25 protein-coding genes are annotated in these 23,527 nt (G+C 41.7%); 14 read left to right on the top strand and 11 right to left on the bottom strand.

The features are described 5' to 3' along the window. The first annotated feature begins 179 nt into the window (after positions 1 to 179). Entirely contained in the window at positions 180 to 590 is a 411-nt protein-coding gene (locus ABJV04_RS00890; RefSeq protein ID WP_348489215.1) for a universal stress protein, read from the top strand. Positions 591 to 796: 206 nt separating this feature from the next. Here the strand turns inward: ABJV04_RS00890 and ABJV04_RS00885 are convergent, their stop codons facing one another. Beyond that, complete coding sequence (locus ABJV04_RS00885; protein WP_348489214.1) at positions 797 to 1,210, bottom strand: MarR family transcriptional regulator; 414 nt, start codon at positions 1,208 to 1,210, stop codon at positions 797 to 799. 99 nt (positions 1,211 to 1,309) lie between these two features. Between ABJV04_RS00885 and ABJV04_RS00880 the strand changes: the two genes are divergently transcribed. From ABJV04_RS00880 to ABJV04_RS00865, 4 genes are all read left to right on the top strand, one after another. Next, entirely contained in the window at positions 1,310 to 1,774 is a 465-nt protein-coding gene (locus ABJV04_RS00880) for a DUF2798 domain-containing protein (RefSeq protein WP_348489213.1), read from the top strand. 15 nt (positions 1,775 to 1,789) lie between these two features. Next, entirely contained in the window at positions 1,790 to 2,515 is a 726-nt protein-coding gene (locus ABJV04_RS00875) for a siderophore-interacting protein (RefSeq protein WP_348489212.1), read from the top strand. A gap of 89 nt (positions 2,516 to 2,604) precedes the next feature. After that, positions 2,605 to 3,168: a gamma-glutamylcyclotransferase gene (locus ABJV04_RS00870; RefSeq protein WP_348489211.1), complete on the top strand. Its 564-nt coding sequence runs from the start codon at positions 2,605 to 2,607 to the stop codon at positions 3,166 to 3,168. A 267-nt stretch (positions 3,169 to 3,435) separates the two neighbouring features. Next, positions 3,436 to 5,559, top strand: coding sequence for a TonB-dependent receptor (locus ABJV04_RS00865; protein ID WP_348489210.1), 2,124 nt, complete (start codon positions 3,436 to 3,438; stop codon positions 5,557 to 5,559). Positions 5,560 to 5,753: 194 nt separating this feature from the next. On the opposite strand, the gene ABJV04_RS00860 is transcribed toward ABJV04_RS00865, so the two are convergent. Next, positions 5,754 to 6,122, bottom strand: a complete 369-nt coding sequence (locus ABJV04_RS00860; protein ID WP_348489209.1) for a response regulator — start codon at positions 6,120 to 6,122, stop codon at positions 5,754 to 5,756. A 79-nt stretch (positions 6,123 to 6,201) separates the two neighbouring features. Between ABJV04_RS00860 and aceK the strand changes: the two genes are divergently transcribed. The 5 genes from aceK to nspC all read left to right on the top strand — a co-directional run bounded on the left by aceK (position 6,202) and on the right by nspC (position 11,981). Then, on the top strand, positions 6,202 to 7,908 hold the full coding sequence (aceK, locus tag ABJV04_RS00855; RefSeq protein WP_348489208.1) for a bifunctional isocitrate dehydrogenase kinase/phosphatase: 1,707 nt from the start codon (positions 6,202 to 6,204) through the stop codon (positions 7,906 to 7,908). 7 nt (positions 7,909 to 7,915) lie between these two features. Further along, positions 7,916 to 8,914 carry a pyridoxal-phosphate dependent enzyme gene (locus ABJV04_RS00850; RefSeq protein WP_348489207.1) on the top strand — a complete coding sequence of 333 codons (999 nt, stop codon included), beginning with the start codon at positions 7,916 to 7,918 and terminating at the stop codon, positions 8,912 to 8,914. Next, positions 8,901 to 9,512, top strand: coding sequence for a nicotinamide riboside transporter PnuC (pnuC, locus tag ABJV04_RS00845; protein ID WP_348489206.1), 612 nt, complete (start codon positions 8,901 to 8,903; stop codon positions 9,510 to 9,512). The genes ABJV04_RS00850 and pnuC overlap by 14 nt, the downstream gene beginning before the upstream one ends. A gap of 112 nt (positions 9,513 to 9,624) precedes the next feature. Next, entirely contained in the window at positions 9,625 to 10,827 is a 1,203-nt protein-coding gene (locus tag ABJV04_RS00840; protein ID WP_348489205.1) for a saccharopine dehydrogenase family protein, read from the top strand. Between the two features lie 14 nt (positions 10,828 to 10,841). Then, positions 10,842 to 11,981 (top strand): carboxynorspermidine decarboxylase, encoded by a 1,140-nt coding sequence (gene nspC, locus ABJV04_RS00835; RefSeq protein WP_348489204.1) that lies wholly within the window; start codon positions 10,842 to 10,844, stop codon positions 11,979 to 11,981. Between the two features lie 56 nt (positions 11,982 to 12,037). On the opposite strand, the gene ABJV04_RS00830 is transcribed toward nspC, so the two are convergent. The 3 genes from ABJV04_RS00830 to rsmI all read right to left on the bottom strand — a co-directional run bounded on the left by ABJV04_RS00830 (position 12,038) and on the right by rsmI (position 14,805). Continuing rightward, positions 12,038 to 12,916 (bottom strand): DMT family transporter, encoded by an 879-nt coding sequence (locus ABJV04_RS00830; RefSeq protein ID WP_348489203.1) that lies wholly within the window; start codon positions 12,914 to 12,916, stop codon positions 12,038 to 12,040. Next, a complete protein-coding gene (locus ABJV04_RS00825) occupies positions 12,903 to 13,796 on the bottom strand; it encodes an FAD:protein FMN transferase (protein ID WP_348489306.1) in 894 nt (297 codons plus the stop codon). Before ABJV04_RS00825 ends, ABJV04_RS00830 begins: the two co-directional genes overlap by 14 nt. A 169-nt stretch (positions 13,797 to 13,965) precedes the next feature. Then, on the bottom strand, positions 13,966 to 14,805 hold the full coding sequence (gene rsmI, locus ABJV04_RS00820) for a 16S rRNA (cytidine(1402)-2'-O)-methyltransferase (RefSeq protein ID WP_348489202.1): 840 nt from the start codon (positions 14,803 to 14,805) through the stop codon (positions 13,966 to 13,968). A gap of 85 nt (positions 14,806 to 14,890) precedes the next feature. On the opposite strand from rsmI, the gene ABJV04_RS00815 reads away from it, so the two are divergent. The 4 genes from ABJV04_RS00815 to ABJV04_RS00800 are packed head-to-tail and all read left to right on the top strand — an operon-like array spanning position 14,891 to position 18,422. Continuing rightward, a complete protein-coding gene (locus tag ABJV04_RS00815) occupies positions 14,891 to 16,861 on the top strand; it encodes a penicillin-binding protein activator (RefSeq protein ID WP_348489201.1) in 1,971 nt (656 codons plus the stop codon). Further along, positions 16,848 to 17,207: a YraN family protein gene (locus ABJV04_RS00810; RefSeq protein WP_348489200.1), complete on the top strand. Its 360-nt coding sequence runs from the start codon at positions 16,848 to 16,850 to the stop codon at positions 17,205 to 17,207. Before ABJV04_RS00815 ends, ABJV04_RS00810 begins: the two co-directional genes overlap by 14 nt. 42 nt (positions 17,208 to 17,249) lie before the next feature. After that, a complete protein-coding gene (locus ABJV04_RS00805; protein WP_348489199.1) occupies positions 17,250 to 17,843 on the top strand; it encodes a phosphoheptose isomerase in 594 nt (197 codons plus the stop codon). Positions 17,844 to 17,846: 3 nt separating this feature from the next. Continuing rightward, positions 17,847 to 18,422: a BON domain-containing protein gene (locus ABJV04_RS00800; RefSeq protein WP_348489198.1), complete on the top strand. Its 576-nt coding sequence runs from the start codon at positions 17,847 to 17,849 to the stop codon at positions 18,420 to 18,422. Positions 18,423 to 18,481: 59 nt separating this feature from the next. Here ABJV04_RS00800 and ABJV04_RS00795 read toward each other — a convergent pair whose 3' ends face one another. From ABJV04_RS00795 to petA, 6 genes are all read right to left on the bottom strand, one after another. After that, positions 18,482 to 19,303: a DUF2989 domain-containing protein gene (locus tag ABJV04_RS00795; RefSeq protein WP_348489197.1), complete on the bottom strand. Its 822-nt coding sequence runs from the start codon at positions 19,301 to 19,303 to the stop codon at positions 18,482 to 18,484. A gap of 80 nt (positions 19,304 to 19,383) precedes the next feature. Next, positions 19,384 to 19,794, bottom strand: coding sequence for a ClpXP protease specificity-enhancing factor (locus ABJV04_RS00790; RefSeq protein WP_348489305.1), 411 nt, complete (start codon positions 19,792 to 19,794; stop codon positions 19,384 to 19,386). Between the two features lie 22 nt (positions 19,795 to 19,816). Next, positions 19,817 to 20,449 (bottom strand): stringent starvation protein SspA, encoded by a 633-nt coding sequence (gene sspA / locus ABJV04_RS00785; protein ID WP_348489196.1) that lies wholly within the window; start codon positions 20,447 to 20,449, stop codon positions 19,817 to 19,819. Positions 20,450 to 20,602: 153 nt separating this feature from the next. After that, a complete protein-coding gene (locus ABJV04_RS00780; RefSeq protein WP_348489195.1) occupies positions 20,603 to 21,337 on the bottom strand; it encodes a cytochrome c1 in 735 nt (244 codons plus the stop codon). Further along, entirely contained in the window at positions 21,334 to 22,602 is a 1,269-nt protein-coding gene (locus tag ABJV04_RS00775) for a cytochrome b N-terminal domain-containing protein (RefSeq protein ID WP_303472588.1), read from the bottom strand. Before ABJV04_RS00775 ends, ABJV04_RS00780 begins: the two co-directional genes overlap by 4 nt. A 1-nt stretch (position 22,603) precedes the next feature. Beyond that, complete coding sequence (gene petA, locus ABJV04_RS00770; protein WP_303472590.1) at positions 22,604 to 23,239, bottom strand: ubiquinol-cytochrome c reductase iron-sulfur subunit; 636 nt, start codon at positions 23,237 to 23,239, stop codon at positions 22,604 to 22,606. Positions 23,240 to 23,527: the final 288 nt, after the last annotated feature.

Here is a 23,527-nt window from a genome sequence, read left to right as displayed (position 1 = left end):
TAACATTGAGAAGTTTAGAAACTGAAAATAAGACTTCACCCTACTCCCCATGCTGTCTGAAGCCGGTTAGGGGAGCTAAATATCAGCTAATATTGATGTGAATCATATATTTGCCGCTATTTTATGGGTAGTATAAGAATGAATAAAAACTTCAGATTGATAATGATTAAGGAGCAATTATGTATAAAACAATCCTGTGTGCTATTGAGGCGTCTACAGAAGGGAAACAAGTTCTCGCTAAAGCTGCTGAAATGGCAGAGTTATACGGCAGTAAGTTAATTGTTATGCATGTTCTGCCTTACCAGTTATTGCCTAAGGATTATCAAAAAGAACTGAAAGACAAAATATCTCCTAAAATTGAAGAGTTGTGCGCAGACTTCAATGTCCCTAAAAAGAACCGCATCATTAAGGTTGGTAAACCTTATGAGCTAATATGCAATGAAGGGATTAAACGAAAAGCTGACCTAATCATGCTAGGCACACACTCTAAAAAAGGCATTCAAGCATTAATCGGTTCTACCGCGAATGGCGTTGCAAACTATGCAGACTGTGATGTTTCATTAGTAAGAATTGCAAAGTCTAGCAAATAAGCAAGGAACGATATTCGATCTATTGTTACCTGCAGTTTCGAGGTAACAATAGATTAAGTCGGGTAAAGCTACAGTGCGAACCTGTTAATAATTGCTGTTCGCGCAAAGGTTAAAAACAAGGAGGTCAGATTCGTTGAAATGTCTTTCGGGCCTTTAGTTGTTAATTCAATCATTAAACTATTTTCTAAACTCAGACCTTGCAGCCATTATTGCAAGTTACCTTTGAACTCGTTTGCAAGTTGAATAAAGAGTTCTACCTTCTGCGGTTCAATATCTTTGAGCATAGTGTCGAAAACTTGCTTTTCAATTTTGTTAAATTTGTCGAGATATTGTGTTCCCCTGCCAGATAACGACAAAATTTGACTACGGCCATCTTCTTTATTGCTAGTTTTTATGACTAACTCCTGATTAACGAGCTCTTTAATCAAGCGGTTAATTTGAGCTTTATCTCGTCCCATAAAAGTGGCTAGCTTTTGTCCAGTACAATCTTCAATCTTAGAGATTACCTTTAGCGACTTTAAATGCATTGGCGATAAGTCTGAGTCCATTTGCTTAACCTGTTCAATAATTTTATTGCGTACAGTATGAAAAAGGCTAAACAGCGCTTCATTTAATTCCATTATTTCTCCATATCTAGAAAATCAACAACAACTTAGTTGACATTGTCAACCAATGTAAATATAGTAGACTTTATCAACTTTATTTAATTGGATACTAAAATGCAACTTAAGTTAAAAAATGTGCTAGTGATATTCACAATTCTCAGCACTTTAGTTGCTGCAATTACGGCTATTATGACATACACAAATTTGCAGCCAACACAAAGTTTTTTAAACAGCTGGATCAACTCCTATATATTTGCCTTAGTGGTGATGCTGCCAACTGGTGGTTTAATCTTTATTGCCATGAACAAATTAGTCGAACTGCTTTTTTCAACCCGCACACAAATGCAGCAAAAGCTGCTTCATGGTGTTTTTATGGCGGTAGTCATGGAATCTGTAATGGCAATGGTAACTACTGTGGTCAATCACGATTACATCACCTTTGCACAATACAGCCGTCTAATGCTCAGCAGTTTTTTGTATGCCTTGCCCATAGGATTAGGATTCTCATGTTTAATGGTGTTTGTGATCCGCCCCAAACTGCAACGATTTTTAGCTCAACCAACAACCAATAACCTTTAATAAGAGGAGAAAACTATGGGACCTAGAATGCGCATGACGACGGTACATTCAGTTATTGATTTGTCTCCGCACATGAGACGGATAATTTTAAGTGGTGAGGAACTTAAAGACTTCCCCGATGATAAAAAAAGTGCTCACGTGAAAGCTATTTTTCCAAATCCTAACTCTACTGAGAAATTGCCTAAACTAGGTATGTATATTGGATTCAAAAAATGGATGCGTTCATACACTGTGCGGGAATTTGATAAACAGAATAATCAACTGACTATAGATTTTGCTGTACATGACCACCAAGGGCTAGCCAGCAATTGGGCCGCCTCAGCAATACCTGGTGATTTTTTAGGGATTGCAGGACCCGGGGAGACTAAGCATGCTGACTTAAATGCTCCTAGGCATCTTTTTTTCGGTGATATAACCGCCCTGCCCGCCATTGCCGGCACATTGGAACAGTTACCCTCAGATGCCCAAGGTTCTGCATGGATTCAAGTGCCTGAACAATCAGATAAACAAGTGTTTCATGGCCCTGACGGTATTAACGTTAACTGGCTAATCACTCCTAATAAGTTAACTGAAGACTTCTTATTAGCCTTGTCGGCTCAACCGACAGATTTGCGAAACACCGCTATTTTTATTGCTGCCGAAGCTGGCATAGTCAGACAATTGAAATCCTATTTAAATACACATTGCCAATATGACAAACAAAAGCTTTACGCTAGCGCCTACTGGAATCAGAAAAAGTAATGCGCTAGACATTGGATACTGTGAATTATAAAACTGGTGTAAAGTGTCAATTAACATCCAAATCAAATTAACAGGAAAGTACTTTTTAAATGGCTTTCGATACCCAAGCAATCAACAAATCACGCCAGAATTTAACCGACTATGATGAAATATGGCTGTTCGGTTATGGCTCCCTTATATATAAGGTAGACTTCGAGTTTATTGCCAGTGAATATGCTTATATTACTGGGTATTCACGGCGTTTTTGGCAAGGCAGTCATGATCACCGAGGCACACCAGAATGCCCAGGAAGAGTGCTAACCTTAACGCCTTCTTCCGGTGAAAGGTGTTTTGGTCGAGCATTTAAAGTCAATCATGAGGTTTTCGAGCACTTAGATCACCGTGAGAAAAATGGTTACCTGCGCCATGAAATTCCTATCCATCTATCAGATAATCGAACGGTTAAAGGTTTAATATACCTCGCCAGTCCAGACAATGCCGCTTACTTAGGGGAGGCCAGTGTAAAAGACATTGCAACGCAAATCTTCAACTCATCTGGACCAAGTGGATTGAATCGTGATTATGTGTATGAACTCGCGGCTGCATTAAGAGAGCAAGACGAAGTGGACGAACATGTGTTTGAAATTGAAAAAACACTTATTGCCATGGATTGATTGTTGGCTATCACCGGGATGGTGATACATCTCACTGCAATAAAGTCCAGCCGACAGACATATTTACCCCTCTTACGACAACCACAGAATCTGTAGCTTGGGCTTCAGCCCGAGACATTAGCCCAAGCCCTCGACTAGAAATATCCCAGCAATAAAGTCCAGCCTACAAAAAAGCGCATTGCCCAAGGGTGCGACAATGTGTCGCATTTTCGGAGGCTAACTGCCCCGTTATACTGCTACTATATTAGACTCAAAAGGTTCAAATTAGTGTCAGTAACAACCAGTAATCTAAGTAATTTTCAGAAACTTTCCCCTATTGCCCTAGTCATCTGCACATGCTTTTTAAATTCCCCTGTATATGCAAATGATGAAACCGAAGTCGTAGAAGTTATAGGCTATAAACCCCAAGATAAAGTGCTTTTGGGTTCGCCAGAAGCGCTACTAGAACAACAAGGAGTCAGTTTTTCGGCAGCCGGCGGGATGTCCAGCTTACCAGTACTTAACGGTATGATGGGGGATCGCGTTAAGGTGTTGGTAGATGGTGCCGATGTTACCGCAGCCTGTGCAAATCATATGAATCCACCGCTCTCCTATATTTCTGCCAATCAAATTAAGACAATTTCAGTAATAGCCGGCATTTCACCGGTAAGTTCGGCAGGTGACAATATTGCTGGCGTAATAGAAGTGAACACCATAAATCCTCACTATAGCGACAGCGAAAATATAGGCTGGCAATCGGGCTATGCTTCGGCGGAGTACCGCAGTGTTAACGATGCCATGCTAATTGGTTTAGGCATGCACTTATCAAGTGATTCAATCAGTCTAGATTATCAAGGTGCCTATGAAGACGCCTCAAGTTATGATGATGGCAATGGTGAGCAAGTGCGCGATACGCTTTACCGAGCACAAAATCATGCCCTAACTGCCGCATTTAAAGATCAGCAACAGCAACTGGCCGTTAAACTAACCCATCAATATATCCCTTTTCAGGGCTTTGCAAATCAATACATGGATATGACTTATAACCAAAGTTATGGGCTAACCACACAATATTTTCGTGAGCTACAAAATGGCGATTTCCAGGCACAATTCAATTGGCACCAAGTTGAACATCGCATGGGCTTTTTTACATCAGAAAAAACGGGCATGATGCCGATGAATACTGAATCTGATGATTACAGTGCTAAATTACGCTGGCGTCTCCCTACCTCCGACAACCAAACTTGGTTATTGGGTGCAGAATGGTTTGCTTATCGACTTGAAGATTGGTGGCCGGCCATTGCAGATTCTACAATGATGGGTCCAAATGATTACCACAATATTCATGATGGTGAGCGCGACCGCTTGGCAATCTATGCAGAAAGTATTTCCCAGTTAGCTAACCAATGGACAATCTCTGCAGGCGTGCGGGTTGAAAATGTGACAACCGATACCGGTGAAGTGCAGTCATACAGTTCTATGTCGATGATGGGCATGCCGAATGAGGACTATGCCGCCAGCCTGGCATTCAATGCAGCTGATCGAGATCGTTCAGATACATTAGTGGACATATCCTTATTGGCGTCTATTCCCCTCAATAGCCAACAAACTTTAGAGTTGGGTATAGCACGCAAAAACCGCGCACCCAACTTATACGAACGGTATAGTTGGGGTCGCGGTAGCATGGCTATGACCATGATTGGCTGGTTTGGCGATGGTAACGGCTATGTGGGAGACATTAATTTGGCCCCAGAAACAGCAGTAACCATCAGTGCCGGATACCAATATGCTAGTACAGATGAAAGTTGGCAGTTTTCCATAACCCCTTATTACACCAAAATAAACGATTATATTGATGCACAAGTTATCGGTAGCTTTAGTGCCTTTGGCCAATCAGACAACCCTGATGCCACCCGCAACCTACTACAGTTCATTAACGAAGATGCCACTTTGTATGGTGTGGATATTCAGGCACGTAAACAAATTGCAGACGATGCGCAATTGGGCCAGTGGAGCTTACAAGCCGATATTAGCAGTGTGCGTGGTTCTCGCGACGATAGTGGCGAAAGTCTTTATCAAATTAAACCCATCGAAGGGAAACTGAGTTTGCAGCACAAGTTAGCTAACTGGCAAAACAGCTTAAGTGTTCAGTGGGTAGACAGCAAAAATCGTGTTGACTCTCGTCGACTCGAAAATACCACCGAGAATTACACATTAGTTGATATCGCAAGTCAGTATCATTGGCAACATATGACCTTAAGTGTAAGTGTCAATAATCTTCTAGATGAATACTATGAATTGCCGTTAGGTGGCGTCAGCGTAGCAGATATTAGAATGGGTGAAAGCACCGATTTTGCCCAGCTAGCTGGTAAAGGTCGCTCGATTAACATTGGCCTTCGTGCCAGTTTTTAATGAGCTTACAACCTTAGCAAAATAAACAATTGCGGTCAGGATGTTGCCAGGCTATCAATGGCAACATCCACCAGCGAATCAAAGCGGCTTAGTTTGTTTATTAATCTTGAATATATTCATTGGGTTTTTAATCAATCATACTAGGCAGCCCCAGTCTTATTTGCTGACCGTTTTATTTGTAGACCGTTTTCTAATTAATAGAGTCCAAAACGTGTTAACACATTATGCAATTTGGTTTTATCTATGGGTTTTTCGATAAAATCGAGTGTGCCAAATTTAGCTACTCTTGATTTCATTTCAGGCTGAATATCACCTGAAACAATAATCACAAAGACGTCTATACACTCTTCTTTTAACGCCTCTAATACCTCAATACCATTCATAATAGGCATGACTAAATCAAGAATGACTAATGCAAATGATCCTTCGATTAGCTTATTGATGGCTTCTTGGCCATTACTGACTAGTTCGATTTCACTGGCAAAGTTATTAGGAAGGCTGCGCTGTACCATTTTACGCGCCAACGCAGAATCATCACAAATTAATACGGGAAAGCTCACCATCTCACCTTTTTTTTTATTATTATTGGATAGTTTTATGTTTCAATAGTCTTTTCTTCAACTTTATACTGTGACCGAAGTTATGCCAAGCATTCAAGAAAAAGTCGCCTATCAGATACTTTATGGATTTGAGAAAAATTATCGTTGGTTTTGTCGAATTACCTCAGGGGCAAAACAGCGGTTTGAGCAAGCACAGTGGCAAGCAACTCAACTTGCGGTAAAAGAACGCATATCTATTTACGAACAAAGTTTGGCGGATACCATATCCGAAGTCTATACACTTATAAATCCGCGCCAACAAAGCCATGAATTCTGGCACCAAGTAAAAAATCTATTTGCGTTGCAATTGGAACAGCATCCCCAATACGAATTAGCCGAAACCTTTTACAACTCAGTAATAGGCAGATTGTATAAACACAATAAAATTGATGACCAAATCATGTTCGTTCTGCCTAGCCGTTGTTATATCCCGGGACAAGACAAGCATAAAGTGGTCAACAGCTTCGACACTAGCGGCACTGTTGGCTCAATGATGGAAGCAATTCTAGCTATCTACCGCTTTTCCATTCCCTACGAAAATAAACAAAGTGATATACAGCAACTTGATCAGGCACTAAGAGCGCGGCTAAATAAAGCTCAACTGGCATCAGTGCACACTGTAGAGATTCTAAAACCTGTCTTTTTCCGAGGTAAAGCGGCATATTTGGTCGGCCGTATCTGTATGCCGGAAGAAACCCTTCCATTTGTCATTGCGTTATTAATTAACGACGAAAAGCAACTGCAAGTCGATGCGCTGCTAACCAGCAATAAAGACTTGAGTGTTATTTTTGGTTTTGCCCGCGCCTATTTCATGGCCGATACATTATATCCAGCTGAAATTGTTGCGTTTTTACAAGAATTGATGCCAAACAAAAAGAACTTCGAATTGTATATGTCCATCGGTCATTACAAACACGGTAAAACCGTATTTTATCGAAACTTCCTACAACACTTAGATAATACAGAGGATAAATTTTGCATTGCCCCGGGAATTCGCGGTCTGGTGATGGCAGTTTTCCATTTGCCTTCCTACGGAGTGGTCTTCAAAATAATCAAAGATGAATTTCCCGAAAGTAAAAGGGTCACTCGTGAACAGGTACGAGAGTGCTATCGTTTAGTGAAAACCACTGATCGGGTTGGTCGCATGGCAGATACCCATGAGTACGTAAACTTCAGGCTACCCAAAGACCGCGTAGAGCCAGAGCTATTGGAAGAGTTATTGGACGTTGCAAGTAAAAACATCGAGGTTAATGAAAACGAAATAATCATTAAACATGTTTATATCGAAAGAAAAATGACCCCGTTGAACATCTTTTTACAAACGGAAACCGATGAAAACAAAATCCACAATGCAATTAATGACCTAGGCTTTTGTATTAAACAAATTGCCGCAGCTAATATCTTCCCCGGCGATATGTTACATAAAAATTTCGGGGTAACTCGGCATGGTCGCGTCATTTTCTATGATTATGATGAAATTTGTTTGATGCATCAGCGTACTTTTAGGGAACTACCAAAATCAGATGATCCTTTTGCCATGGATACACTCTCGGTATCACCGGAGGATGTTTTTCCTGAGCAGTTCGAACATTTTATTGTAGGGAAACGTCATTTAAAGGATCTCCTTAAAAAATTACACCCTGACCTAATGACGGCAAAATACTGGGTTGAAGCACAAAAAGTAGCCGCAACAGGGACAGTCCAGCACTTCACACCGTATAGTCCTGAACTGCGTTTCAAGCGAGTGTAAGTATCCAGTGAATCAAACCCAGTTAACCGCAGAGGACCTAACCCAGCAGCTCGGTATTCAGTTGCCCTCTGCGGAGCAGCCATTAAACCTTACTTGGCGCAATGAGAATGATGTGCGTGTTTGGGTGAAGCGCGACGATTTGATCCACCCAGTAATTTCCGGCAATAAATGGCGGAAACTGAGCCAAACCTTATTGCACTCGGCACATGCACCTCCGGCGAAAATCATCAGTTTTGGGGGCGGCCATTCAAATCATTTGCATGCATTAGCCTATAGTTGTCAAAAATTAGAAATCCCGTTATTGGCCATTGTTAGGGGAGATTATTCACAACATATGACCCCTATGCTCAGGGATATTAAACACTGGGGCGCAGAAATTGAATGGGTGAATAAAATCACTTACGCGAAACGGGCTTACGCTAATTATTTAGAGCAGCTTAACGCACTGCATCCCAATTCCTTGATTATTCCAGAAGGCGGCTCACAGCTTGACGCCTTGAACGGCGTAGCCTCTACTGTTGCAGAATTTACCCAGCCCTATGACGTCATAGTGACACCTGTTGCCAGTGGCGGCACTATGGCTGGTTTAATCCAAGGTACGCACAACAGTCGCTGCCAGGTATTAGGCCTAGGTGTATTAAAAGGCCATGACTATTTACAAGAATTGGTCACTAGGCTTCTACCCAGTGAGATACAACATTCAGGTTCATCAATACAAAAACCAACAGAACAAAAAAGCTGGCAAATCAATTCGGATTTTCACTTTGGTGGATACGCCAAAAAAACACCCGAACTGGTCACGTTTTGTGAACAATTTGAACAAGATTACCAGATCCCCATCGAACCCATTTATTCGGGCAAACTGTTTTGGGGTTTACGCCAATTAATCGAAAATAAAAGTTTTCCACCAGGCTGTAAAATCCTTGCCATACATACCGGTGGGCTACAAGGTAAACGAGTTCAACAACCCGCAAAGATAATAAGGAATCAAGATGCAGTGGACTGAATGGCTAGCAGGTTTCGCAGGCGCGTCTCCCATAGAGTGGATAGCCACCATCAGCGGCTTTTTGTGTGTATTCCTGATCATAAAACGCAGTATTTGGTGTTTTTTCTTTGGTTTTATCCAAGTCAGTTTATACAGTTATATTTTTTACGACGTCAAACTTTACTCAGATATGATTCTGCACCTGATTTATGTAGGCTTTCAAATCTATGGTTATTGGATTTGGTCGAAAAATTTAGATGATGGTGGTCATGTGGTTGTCCATCACGGCAGCAGGCAATTGTATCTGCTAACCGTAAGCTTGGCGATTGTTGCAACCGGGCTCTGGGGCTGGTTTATGGCAAGCAATACCGATGCTAGCTTACCCTACTTCGATGCTTTTACCACTTGTGTCAGTTTAATGGCTCAGTGGTTAATGTCTCATAAGAAGCTATATAATTGGAGCTTTTGGATTGTGGTGGATGTCGTTGCCATCTGGGTATATTGGCAAAAGGGTTTGTACCCAACCTCCGTTCTCTATTTATGCTTTTTAGTGATGGCTTGTATTGGTCAATATCAATGGTGGCGGATTTATCAAAAAAATACGGCACAGTTCGTCTAAGTAACTTGGATTAGATGAATAAAGTGTCTATATTTTTGCATTCGCCTATTGCGTCTTTAGCTAGCAGTGTTAGCATGCGCAAAATTTTCAGCTTGGATAAAAGGAAGCTAATATGTCTCGTGTTTTGATCATCGGTGCTGGCGGCGTTGCTGCAGTCACCATTAAAAAATGTGCCCGTATGCCTGAGCATTTCGATGAAATCTATTTGGCCAGCAGAACAGTATCAAAATGCGAAGCGCTACAAGCTGAAGTTGGCGCAGATCGCGTAAAAGCAGTATTTGCCATTGATGCTGATAATGCCGCAGAAGTTGAAGCGTTAATTAATAAAGTAAAACCTGATTTGCTTATTAACTTAGCGCTGCCCTATCAAGATCTTCCTATTATGGATGCTTGTCTTGCTACGGGAACGAACTACTTAGATACCGCCAACTACGAACCAAAAGATGAAGCCAAATTTGAATATTCATGGCAATGGGCCTACCAAGACAGATTTAAACAAAAAGGCATAATGGCTCTTTTAGGAAGTGGGTTTGATCCCGGTGTAACTAATGTTTACACCGCCTATGCAGCTAAACATTATTTTGATGAAATTCATTATTTGGATATTGTCGATTGTAATGGTGGCGACCATGGTCAAGCTTTTGCCACTAACTTCAACCCAGAGATAAATATCCGCGAAATCACTCAACGAGGACGTTTTTGGGAGAATGGTCAATGGAAAGAAACTGATCCATTGAGTGTCAGAGAAGATCTGGATTACCAAAACATTGGGGTCAGAGCATCATATTTGATGTTCCATGAAGAGTTAGAGTCGATTGTTAAACATTTCCCTAGTTTAAAACGTGCTCGTTTTTGGATGACCTTTGGTGATGCTTACTTGAACCACCTTAAGGTGCTTGAAGGTATTGGCATGACCAGCATTGAACCCATTGATTTCCAAGGCCAACAAATTGTGCCCCTTGAATTCTTAAAAGCCGTGCTACCAAATCCAGGTTCACTTGCCGAAGGTTACACCGGCATGACCTGCATAGGTACTTACATCACAGGTATTAAAGATGGCAAAGAAAAAACCATCTTTATATACAACAACTGTGATCACGCAGCCTGTTTTGAAGAAGTTGGCGCGCAAGCCGTTTCCTACACTACCGGTGTGCCGGCAATGATTGGTGCGGCGCTTATGTTAAACGGTACCTGGAAAGGTGAAGGGGTATGGAACATGGAACAATTCGATCCAGACCCGTTTATGGAAATGCTTAATCAACACGGACTGCCTTGGCAGGTGTTAGAGTGCGAGCAAAGCCCGTTTAAACGCTAATTGGGAGTCAGACCTTGAGCGAGCAAATGTTAAACCCAGCAATCCCTTCACCATGTTATGTGTGTGAAGAGTCTAAACTCGAACACAATTTACAAATAATGGAACGAGTACAGCGAGAAGCTGGGGTAGACATTATTCTTGCCCTTAAAGGTTTTGCCATGTGGTCTACCTTTGATCTGGTGGGTAAATATTTAAAAGGTTGCACCGCCAGTTCAGTTTGGGAAGCCAAACTTGCCAAGTATGAAATGGGTCAAGAAGTCCATGCTTTTTCACCGGCCTACAAACCGGCAGATATGCACGAGTTATTACAATTAGTGAATCACATTTCATTTAATAGTTTAACTCAGTGGCAGCGTTATAAAGAGCAAGTTTTGGCTGCCGGGATATCTGCTGGCATACGCTTGAACCCAGAACACCGCGAAGCGGAAACTGAACTCTATGATCCCAGTGCACCTGGCTCACGTTTAGGCATTCGACTGGCGGATTTAGAAGGGGCTGATTTAACGGGTATCGAGGGTTTTCACGTGCACAACTTATGTGAGTGTGATTCTTATGCCACAGAACGAACTTTACTGGCAGTAGAAAAACGCTTCGCAAAATGGCTACCAGAGATTAAATGGTTAAATTTAGGTGGCGGTCACTTGATGACCAAACAGGGTTATAACCTAGAGCACCTAATTGACACCTTGACGCAATTTAAACAACGTCATCCACATATTCATATTATTCTTGAGCCAGGTTCTGCAGTAGCGTGGCAAACTGGCAGTTTAGTGTCTGAAGTCGTGGATATAGTGGAAAATGACGGGCAAATTGCTATTTTGGATATCTCTGCCACCGGTCATATGCCCGATGTGCTGGAAATGCCCTATCGGCCTGAGGTGACAGACGCAGGGGAACCAGGTGAAAAAGCTTTTGACTATAAACTTGGCGGCAACTCCTGTTTAGCCGGTGACGTTATTGATACTTATAGCTTTGACCATCAATTAACAGTAGGTGAACGGATTGTGTTTGAAGATATGATCCATTACACCATGGTCAAAACCACGTTCTTCAACGGTGTTGAACACCCAGCCATTGGCATCATTCGAAAAAATGGCGAATTTGAGCTAATTCGTCAGTTTAATTACCAAGATTTCAAAAATCGGCTTTCATAGTCCTTTCATCTCGACTAAACCTCATCCCCACTTCACAAATATACTTTGCGCGGCAATTAATTTTTCAGTTGCCGCATGCCTAAAATTACCAACAATAATCCAGTTATATGCAAAAGAGTGACAGGCTCATCCAGCAACTGATTAGATAAAATAATGGTAAATAGAGGTCCTACTGCCCCGACAATAGAGGCTTTACTTGCGCCTATTCGTTTTACCCCGGCACTGATCATAAATGAGGGGATCAAGGTCATAAAAATCGCCACAATCAAACCACCTATATAGAGTTCATTTGAGTAATCCAATAAATCTCCAACACCTGCGGCATAGGAGTGGATAAGCAGGGTAATACAGGCTGATATCATGGCTAAACAGACAAAACGTTGGCTACCAATTTGACGGGAAAAACGTTGGGTCGCCACCAAATACCAAGCCGTTAAAATACTCGCAATAAACACCAAAAAACTGCCTAAATAGAGATTTTCACCACCAAAAGAAAGGTCGGCATAGAAGAACACAAAAATGCCAGCATAAGACAATATCAGTGCTAACCAGACTTTAGGCACCGGCTTTTCTTGCAAAAACCACCAACCAAATAAGATAGCCACCGCCGGATAACAGAATAGAATGATTCTCTCTAGTCCTGCCGTAATGTATTGCAAGCCGAGTAAATCAAAGTAGCTACCTAAATGATAACAAGCAATACCCGCTGCACAGCAGGCTAATAATTCCTTTGCACTCAGGGTTCCCCAGCCTGCTCGTTGTAACGACCAGATTAAAATCAGTAAATAGAAAGGTAAAACAAACAACATACGCAGTGTTTGCAATTCCAATGGACCTATACCTAACTGGTAGAGGTATTTGATCATAATCGCTTTACTGGAAAATAGGACAGTACCTAGTACTACTAGAAAGATGCCAGGATCAATTCTGGACATTGACGGCTTCAAATGAACGGGAATAATGGAGACGGCGTTGATTATCCAAAATAATGGCTTCATAACCGCGGGTGCGGTTAATTAAATTTATGCCTTTTTTTACCCCTAATACAAACACCGCGGTGGATAAACCGTCATTCAAGGTGCTTCTAGGGCCAATGATAGTCACACTTTGCACTTCATAGCTGGATTCACCACTTTTGGGTGACAGAATATGATGGTAACGTTTGCCATCTTCTTCGAAGTAACGCTCATAATCTCCAGAAGTGGACATAGCTGTGTTTTCAAGGGGTAAAACCACCGCTTGTTTTTGATGATTTCGCGGATCGCGGATCCCCACCGTCCATGGACGGCCATTACGATCCCCTAACAACCCTGTATCTCCGCCAGCTGTCACCAGAGCATGCTCAATTCCCATGTTTTTGAGAATAGATAAGGCGTTATCAACAGCGTGCCCTTTGGCAATGCCACCTAAATCAATTTTCACTTTTGGGTGAGTAAAAGCCACTGATTGGGTGTCTGGATTTAACTGTAGATGCCGATAATTAATTGCATCCAACAAACTTTTAATAGTTTGCGAGTCGGGACGTTGCTTTTGTCGATAGTCGTACAGATAACCCACACTGGCAAAGGTAATATCGAATGCCCCTTGGGTTTCTTCTGATAAGCCCACAGACAATTGCAATAACTCAAACAATTCAGAAGAAACGGGCACCTCTGAGTGTGGAGCCAAACGATTCACTTTCGACAATTCACTGCTGTCGATATACGGACTCATGAGCTGATTTATACGCTGCATTTCCTGCATGACGGCTTCTACGGCCGCGTGACCTAATTGCGGGGATGTGGCCCAAATTTCGGTGTGAATATTGGTACCCATAATGCCGCGACTATCAGAATACCAAGCGCCCTGCTCGCTTTTATCCTCACTTTTATCCTCGCTTTCAGTGTGAACTAAGGTTTTTTCTGACGCGCCATAAGCATAATTAGCGACCGGAATATTGATACCAGCACACACAAACAGCAGCGCCACAAAGATGGCCTTGAGATTAATCATTCAAGGTTAAACCATACTGATAGAGTGCATTCTTTTTAAGGCCGTAATGGGAGGCTGTAATGGCTGCGGCCTTTTTCAATGGTAGCTCGGCCATCAAGGTTTTCAATAGTTGCAGACTTTCAGGAGGCATCTCAGTATCATTTTTTGGCGCACCGGCAACCATCAATACAAATTCTCCACGCTGATGGTTGGCATCATCTAAAAGCCAGGCTAGCACCTCAACCGCCGACGCCGAATAAAACGTTTCAAATGCTTTAGTGATTTCTTTGGCAATGGTTATTTTGCGCTCTTCCCCCAGCACCTCAATAATGGCCTTCACAGTATCGGCTATACGACGAGGAGACTCGTAGAATACTGTGGTGGCGGTTTCGCTATTTAAACGCTCTAACACACTGTGTTTAGCCACCTGCTTAACTGGCAAAAAACCATAGAACAGAAACTGATCGGTCGGCAAGCCAGATGCACTTAAAGCGGCAATTGCAGCGCAAACTCCAGGTACAGGCACCACAGTTACCTCTTTATCAGTGCAACGATTCACTAAGTTATAACCAGGATCACTTATTAAAGGTGTGCCGGCATCGGAAATTAACGCGATATCCATTCCCCCCTTCAACTGTTCAATTAAACGATCGGATATTTGTTTCTCATTGTGATCATGAACTGCCGTCATTCGGGTGTTTATTCCCCAATGTTGTAACAGCTTTTGACTATGCCGTGTATCTTCAGCGGCAATCAAATCAACTTCATTTAATACTTTGATTGCGCGGTGCGTAATATCGTCCAAATTGCCAATGGGTGTTGAAACAATGAACAATGTGCCAGTTTTTGCCACTTATAATCAGCCTTTGATTGTTTTACATCATTAGGCATTTTAAACTACCTAAAGATAAATGGGTTGGAAAATTTTGAGAGTATCAATGGGCAAGTTAAAATGGTTAGTTGTTTATAGTGCTGCCGCGGCATTAATTGGTTGTGGCTCTACACCCGAAGCAACCAAAACGACTAGTAGCAATAAGTCCAAACAACAAACAACGCAACAAGAAGAAGCGTTACCCAAAGATCCTATTTTTTACTTAAATGAAGCAAAACGCATTTATGCTGATAGCAAAGACAAAACTCAGCGTAACCAATGGATCTTGCAAGCAGCAGAGTCATATAAGCAACAAGAACAATGCCAGCAAAGCGAAAAAGTGGTGCTACTCACTATGGCTGAAATCTCAGATACGGCGTTGCGTAATCAAGCACAGATTCTACTCGCAGAATGTGAATTGACTAAAACCCCCACTAATTGGGAAAAAGTTGCCACGCTGCTAGGGCAAATAAACCCAGATCTTAATCATAAGAATCGCGTGTTTCACATTCAGCATAGACAATACGTGCACTTAAAGCAGTGGCTCAATGCAGCACTGGCGTTGAACCAAATTGAACCCGTCGAAAATCTGCAAGAGCAAAACATATGGTATTTGCTACAACGGTTGAACGAACAAGAGTTAGAGAATGCTCTTCGTTCCCATTCAGAATTATCTCCGTGGTTACAATTGAGCTTAATTGTTAAACGTTTTGGTCTACAACCACAACAATTACAAGTTGCAGTGGATGAATGGCAAACTCGTTTCGGGTCACACCCGTTGAGTGTTAACTTACCAGAAGAAATTCAACGAGCGATAGATATACGCCCCTTAGAAATGCAAAAGATAGCGGTACTCTTACCGCTTTCTGGCCGACTATCTCAACAAGGTTTAGCTATAAAACAAGGTCTTTTGGCTGCCTACTACTCAAATCAAACATCCATCTCAAGTGATGCAAAAGATGGCTTCCCTGCACTGCATTTTTTCGATATTGAAAATAAACCAATGACGGAACTGGTAGCAGAAGTATCAGAATATGATGTGGTGATAGGTCCTTTGGTAAAAGACAAGTTGGCAGAATTTACTCAGTTAGCTCCACCAGAGCTAAATATCATCGGCTTAAATCGACTCGATAACAGCAAACTCGTATCTGAACCCGGCAGTATAGATCCGTCACTCCTTAATGATAAACAAAGTACAGAGCTAGCCAACCTAGAGCCAGAAGTAACAGAACAGGTTGACGGCGTAAGTGAACCTGGTATTCGCATATATTTTGCGTTATCACCAGAAGACGAAGCCGTGCAATTAGCTAACAAAGTATTCAAAACTGGAGCACTCAGCCCTATTGTTGTGACCCAACAGAGTGGCGCACCTAAACGTATGGCGAATGCCTTTTTACAAACTTGGCAACTATTAACTGACGGTGATGGTGTAGCACCAGGAGTAGCGACCTTTACCGATAATAAGAGCATGCGTACCAGCCTAACCACGTTACTGGATGTTTCTCAAAGTAAAACTCGTATTGACCAATTAGAAAGTATCACTAGCGAAAAAATTTATTCGGTACCACGTAATCGCCGGGATATTGATGCCATAGTGTTATTTGCATCACCTGAGCAGACTGAATTACTTAATCCTATCGTTGAAACCAGTTTAAGTCCCTTTAACGACAAAGCTGTTCCTGTTTACGCTTCTTCACGAAGCTACAGTAAGAATTTCAGTAACAATACCTTACGTGACCTGCGTAACATCACCTTTACAGATATGCCTTGGATGTTACCAGATGGGGAGCATCAGTCTTTGAAAAGTGAAGTTGAAGCGATTTGGCCGAAACAAGACGATACTTTAAAACGTTTGTTTGCTTTAGGTTTTGATGCCTATACTCTGGTACCAGTGTTGACGAGTCTAGAAGCTTTGCCTCAGGTTTCAGTTAAGGGGTTAACAGGCACCCTTTCTGTAGACCAAAGCGGTAATGTTATTCGTGTTCTACCCTTCGGTAAGATTACTGAAAGAGAGGTTATTTTGCTTGCAATGGATTAAGCAACGCTTTGCCAGGGAAACTGGGCAACAATCAGAGATAAAAGCTCGCCATTACTTGCAAGAAAATGGACTGGATTTTTATCAGAGCAATTATCATTGTCGCTCAGGTGAAATTGATTTAGTTATGCGAGACGGCCAAGAATGGGTATTTGTTGAAGTCAAATATCGCAGCAATTCTGATTATGGTACGGCAGCGGAATATTTTCATGCAGCCAAACGAAAAAAATTTACTCAGGCAGTGAAACATTTTATGCACTTTCACCGTCTAAACCCCGCAATGGTAGCGCATCGGATTGATTTAGTTGCAATTGACGGTGATCAAATTCAATGGTTCAAGTCGGTCTAAAAGCGCCATTGGAATTCTATTTAAAACACAATTGAGATTGTCATGATTGAACAAATAAAAGCTAATTTCACTGAAAGTATCCAGACTAAAATAGCCGCTGGAGAAGTACTTCCAGAGTCGATTTTTAAAGCATCACAGATGATGGTTGATGCACTTATTCACGGCAATAAAATTTTATCATGCGGGAATGGAGGCTCAGCAGGAGACGCACAACACTTTTCTTCAGAACTTCTGAATCGTTATGAACGGGACCGCCCCAGTTTACCTGCAATGGCTTTAACAACTGATTCATCGACTATCACTTCCATAGCTAATGATTACAGTTATGATGAAGTTTTTTCTAAGCAAGTTCGAGCATTAGGGCAAGCCGGTGACATTTTGTTAGCCATTTCCACTAGTGGTAACTCTAGAAATGTGATTAATGCTATGGAAGCTGCATTAAGCAGAGATATGACCATAGTGGCGCTTACCGGAAAAGACGGTGGTGAGATGGCAGGTTTATTGGGTCCGAATGATGTTGAAATTCGTGTTCCATCCAGCCGTACTGCGCGTATTCAAGAAGTCCATTTATTGGTTATTCACAATTTATGTGAATGTATCGATGATAGTTTATTCCCGGAACAAGGAGCAGATTAAAGCATGTTGTTTACAACTCGTCGCTCTCTAATTTTTATCGCTGTTATCACCTTGTTTTTACAAGGTTGTGCTGCCCTAGTCGTCGGTGCTGGTGTCGGTGCCGCTTCTGCCGCTCATGATAGACGAACTTTAGGTACTCAACTAGATGACAAAACGACGACTGCCCGATTGGCGGCTAAGTTTGCCAATAATGCCAGCCTAGACGCTGCCAGAATCGATATCACTGTATTCAATGGCATAGTGTTATTAGTTGGCCAAGCACCTTCAGAGTCGATTAAAGCGGAAGTATCTACTACCGCCCAGAGCGTTGAAAATCTGCGTAAGATCCACAATCAAATGCGTATTGCTGAACCTATCCCTGCAACGGTTATCGCTAATGACACCTGGTTAGCAAGCAAAGTAAAAACCGCGCTAATTGGTGATAAACGAGTAGATGGCTTGAATATTATTGTAGAAGTCGAAGACTCAGAAGTATTTTTGATGGGACTAGTTAGCAGCAGTGAAGCTGATATTGCCGTTGAAGTCGCACGAAACGTTAATGGAGTGGCTCGAGTCATCAAAGCATTTGAAAACAACTAGGGATTTCTAGCGGTTACACATCTTAGCCAAGTCGCTAGTTGAAAAGGGTCCGCTCCAAGTTATTGCAAACTTTTTGGAAACGACCCCATATCTTTATTCAACCATTTAGCATCAAACAGTAAGTCATTCACTTTGTTCTGAGCCCTACGTATTTGCGATGGTGTCATCTTCTCGTGCAACTTAAAGTAATGGGCATTCACTTGTGCCTTATTTTCATCAAGGGCACTGTATAAACCCTGCCAAATTGCAGCCTTCTCGAGATCATTTTTTTGTAAATAATAACCAACGTAAAACTCATATACAGAAGGCTGTATATCTTTAATCACTGCGGCTTTTTCGAGTGCTTGGCGAGCGTATTTCAAACCTTGTTCTTGGTTATTTTTCGCGTAGTGGGTCATTAACGCCACATACACATCAACGTGCACTTCTTTGGCAGTCTCAAAGCCATTAACCATGGATTCCCAATTATCTTGATTCTGAGAATTTGTCCAAAGCCAAAGGTTAACTTCTGGTCTTGAAATTGAACGTGTACTGGCGATTAGCTCTTTTTGTAGTTCGGGAATTTTTCTAATAGTTGTCATTTGTGACTGTTTGTCACTTTTGTTTCGAACCGCTTCAGAGACAAATGCATCTTCTAAGCAACTTCGATAAGCATCTAGGGTTCTAAGTGCCACATAGGTATTAATTGAACTCAATTGTTCACGTTGGCGTGCTAGGTCTCGAATAACTTCACTTCGTGGCAACGTACACAACGCCCCTGAGTGGGTGTTGTCGCAGATATCTTGATAAGTATCACAAATTTGCCACATAGAGTCGTCAGCGACACCATCATTATCACAACCAGCAATCAAAATGCTTACCCAAATCAACCAATAACGCATATGTGATTTCCTAGAAATATTAAATTTTATGGTATTTTTATTTGATGATAAAAAAGGCGCTAAACAGCGCCTCTTATAAATTACTTAACGACCGTAAGGTTCGGAGGTCCTTTTCGTTCAGGCTTAGGAGTTGCTTTAGGTGTAGCAGCAGTCCCTTCCTTATCTCCGTCAGCGACAAGACTTTCATCTGGCGTAAAGACGGTACCGGCACCATTTTCCTTCGCATAGATAGCTAAAACAGCGTGAGTGGGAACCACTAATTGCCGTGGCACCCCGCCAAAGCGAGCTTCAAAACTGACATCTGCATCACCAATGTTTAGTTTTACACATGCACTAGGCGATACATTAAGAACAATCTGTCCATCTCGGACATGCTCTTGCGGCACATTAGTACCAGCAACAGTTGCATCAACAACTAAATAAGGTGTTAAGTCGTTGTCTACGATCCATTCGTAAAATGCTCTTAACAAGTAGGGCTGATTTGAAGTCATCATAATAGGCTACCTAAACCACTTAAAGTGGATCGTGTATTTCTCTTTCTTGATCTGTCAACGAAGCTTTGAAAGAGCTACGAGCAAATATGCGATTCATATATGCTAATACTTCTTTACTGCCTGCCCCAGTTAGTTCGATGCCAAGTGCAGGCAATCTCCACAATAGGGGTGCTAAGTAACAATCAACTAAGCTAAACTCTTCACTCATAAAGAATGGCGTTTCAGCAAATAATGGCGCTAAACTAAGTAATGCTTCACGTAACTCGTTACGCGCTGCATCCAAATCACCTTTACCTGCAACAATCTTATCAGAAACTGAATACCAATCTTGTTCTATACGGTGCATCATCAAACGGCTTTGACCGCGTGATACAGGATAAACAGGCATAAGAGGAGGATGTGGGAAACGCTCATCCAAGTACTCCATAATGATATGGGACTTGTATAAAACTAGTTCTCTATCGACCAGTGTAGGCACTGTGCCATAGGGATTTAAATCAAGTAAATCTTCAGGAAGGTTGGTTGGATCAGTATAGCTGATTTCAACGCCCACTCCTTTTTCCGCAAGTACTATGCGTACTTGGTGACTGTAAATATCACTTGTGTCAGAGAACAACGTCATGATTGAACGTTTATTCGCGGCTACAGCCATTAACTATCCTCCAGAATCAACAAAACAGGCCAACCAATACAAGGTTTAAAAACCACCAGATTGATTGGTTGTCTAACTCCAGTTCGGAATTAGACTGATTAAAAAAAGGGGCAATTCCGCCCCTTTTTTGATTATACCTTAATTTTGGGTGAATTAGTGAACATCACGCCAATATTCTTTCTTAAGTAGGTAAACGAAAATAAACAGTACAACGATGAAGGCTAAAACCCATCTTCCGGTAGATTCCAAATTCAAACGACCAGGTTCACCGACATAAACTAGGTAGTGAACAAGGTCACCCACAGCTTTGTCATACTCTTCAGTATTCATCTCACCGTTGCCGTCAGTTTTAATGCCAACGTACACTTCTTTCATTTCACCGTCGATCATTCTTTCTTCATGAGTTTCGCGAGGAGTACCTTGCAACTCTTGAAGCACGTGAGGCATACCGACATCAGGGAAACGTTTGTTGTTCACCCCAAAGGTTTTACTCTCGTCTACATAGAAAGTACGTAGATAGGTGTATAACCAATCAGCACCACGTACACGAGCAACCAAGGTTAAATCAGGAGGTGGAGCACCAAACCATTTAGCGGCATTCTCTGCAGGAATAGCGCTTTTAATATGGTCAGATACTTTCTCACCAGTAAACTGCAAGTATTCTTGTCCCAATTCATTAGGAATATCTAAATCTTTGAAACTACGCTCGTAGCGCTGATACTGCATGTTATGACAACCCAAGCAGTAGTTATTGAACAACTTAGCACCATTTTGTAACGCAGCTTTATCGTTCAAATCAATATCGATGTGGTCGTTTTCGATTCCGCCACTGGCAGCACCAGCAAGTCCCGAAAACAATAAAGTTAACACTAATACAAACTTTCTCATTTCGTGATCCTCTCTGGTACCGGCTTAGTATTCTCATTTCTGCTGTATATGAACATCAAAACGAAGAATCCAAAGTACATAATAGTAGCGATTCGAGACGCAATAATTTTCCAATTTTCTTGCGGTGTACCACCTAGGTAACCTAGGAAAATAAAGACTGCAGCAAATACCAGTAGGTTCCAACGGTGCAAACCACAACGGTAACGCCAAGATTTCACTTTTCCGCGATCAATCCATGGTAATAAGAACAACGCAACGATTGCAGCGAACATGGCTATTACACCAAGTAACTTATCAGGTACCGCTTTTAAGATTGCGTAAAACGGCGTGAAGTACCAAACAGGGAAAATATGCTCAGGTGTTTTCAATGGGTTAGCAATTTCAAAGTTAGGGTGCTCTAAGAAATAGCCGCCCATACCTGGAGCAAAGAACATGATGTAGCAGAAGATAAATAAGAATGCAGCGAATGCAACCATGTCTTTCAGCACTATATGGGGGAAGAAAGGCACTACGTCATCAATGATGTCGTATTTTTTAGTGTAGTACTCATGCATTTCAAACTTGGTTTTTTGATCTTCAGTCAACGAACCTTTTTTACGTTTAACTTCAACACCATCTGGGTTATTTGAGCCCACTTCGTGCAATGCAACAATATGCAAGAAAACGAGTATGACAATAACCAATGGTAAAGCGATAACGTGTAAGGCAAAGAAACGGTTTAGGGTAGCACCAGAGATAACGTAGTCACCCTGAATCCACTCAACTAAATCAGGTCCAATCACCGGAATAGCACTGAACAGGGAAACAATTACTTGCGCTCCCCAATAAGACATTTGTCCCCAAGGTAATACATACCCCATGAAGGCTTCAGCCATAAGCGCTAGATAGATAAACATACCAAATAACCACAATAGCTCACGAGGTTTTTGGTAAGAGCCGTACATCATGCCGCGGAACATATGTAAATAGACCACGATAAAGAATGCAGATGCCCCTGTGGAGTGCATATACCTAAGTACGTCTCCATAAGGCACGTCACGCATGATGTATTCTACAGAAGCAAATGCACCTTCAGAAGAAGGGACAAAGTTCATAGTTAACCATACACCGGTAACGATTTGGTTGATTAGTACAATTGTGGCTAAGAAACCAAAGATGTACCAAAAATTCATATTTTTAGGTGCGGGGTATTGAATAGCGTGCATATTTGCAACGCGCATCATTGGAATTCGATATTCAATCCAATCTAAAAGACCTTTAAACATCTTATGCTGCCCCCTCGGCTTCTGAACCGATAATTACGGTATTATCATCAACATATTGATAAGGCGGAACAACCAGATTCAATGGTGCAGGTACACCGTCGAAAACACGACCAGCCATATCAAATTTAGAGCCGTGACAAGGACAGAAAAATCCTTCGTCCACGCCTTCAACGTATTCAGCGAATGCGCCATCAGTTAAATGCTGAGGAGAGCACCCTAGGTGAGTACAAATTCCCACTAGAATCAAATACTCTTCTTTCAAAGAACGATAGCGATTTTTAGCAAATGCTGGCTGCTGCTCTTGCTCAGAATCAGGGTCCTTAAGAATATCTTCATGTTTAGCTAATGAAGCTAGTAATTCTGGCGTACGTCTTACAACCCAAACTGGCTTGCTTCGCCAGATGACGCGAATCATTTGCCCAGGCTGAATCTTGCCAATGTCAATTTGCACATCGGCACCAGCGGCCTTAGCTCTTTCGCTAGGGCTCCATGAACCAATAAAAGGTACAGCTACACCAACGACACCAGCAGCGCCAACAACTGAAGTTGCTACGGTAAGGAAACGGCGCCTAGGGTTGTCTTGAGGCTGATTGTCATTATTTGACGAATCATTTGTATCGACAGACACATTGCTCATCCACTCTTCTCCAAGTTCGGATTTAGTGATACTTCTTGAACATAAAAAGTTGGTTCCGATAGCGATTTGCTAACAGGTAACTCGCACAAGAAATTACGGTTTTGTTGAATTTATCTATTAACATGAAATGATAAAAGAAAACCCCTAATAAAGACAAGGAATTAAGTAAATATTCCTAAGTTTTATAGGATTAATCTACTCTGAGGCATTTGAATTAAATGTAATAGACAAAAAAATACAAATTTTTAACAATAAAAAACCCAGCGTTGCTGGGTTTTTTGAAATATT

This window comes from Aliiglaciecola sp. (assembly GCF_039982535.1).
Classification (GTDB): Bacteria; Pseudomonadota; Gammaproteobacteria; order Enterobacterales; family Alteromonadaceae; genus Aliiglaciecola.
The sequence above is the reverse complement of the archived record's forward strand: the minus strand, read 5'-3'. Positions and strand labels throughout refer to the sequence as shown.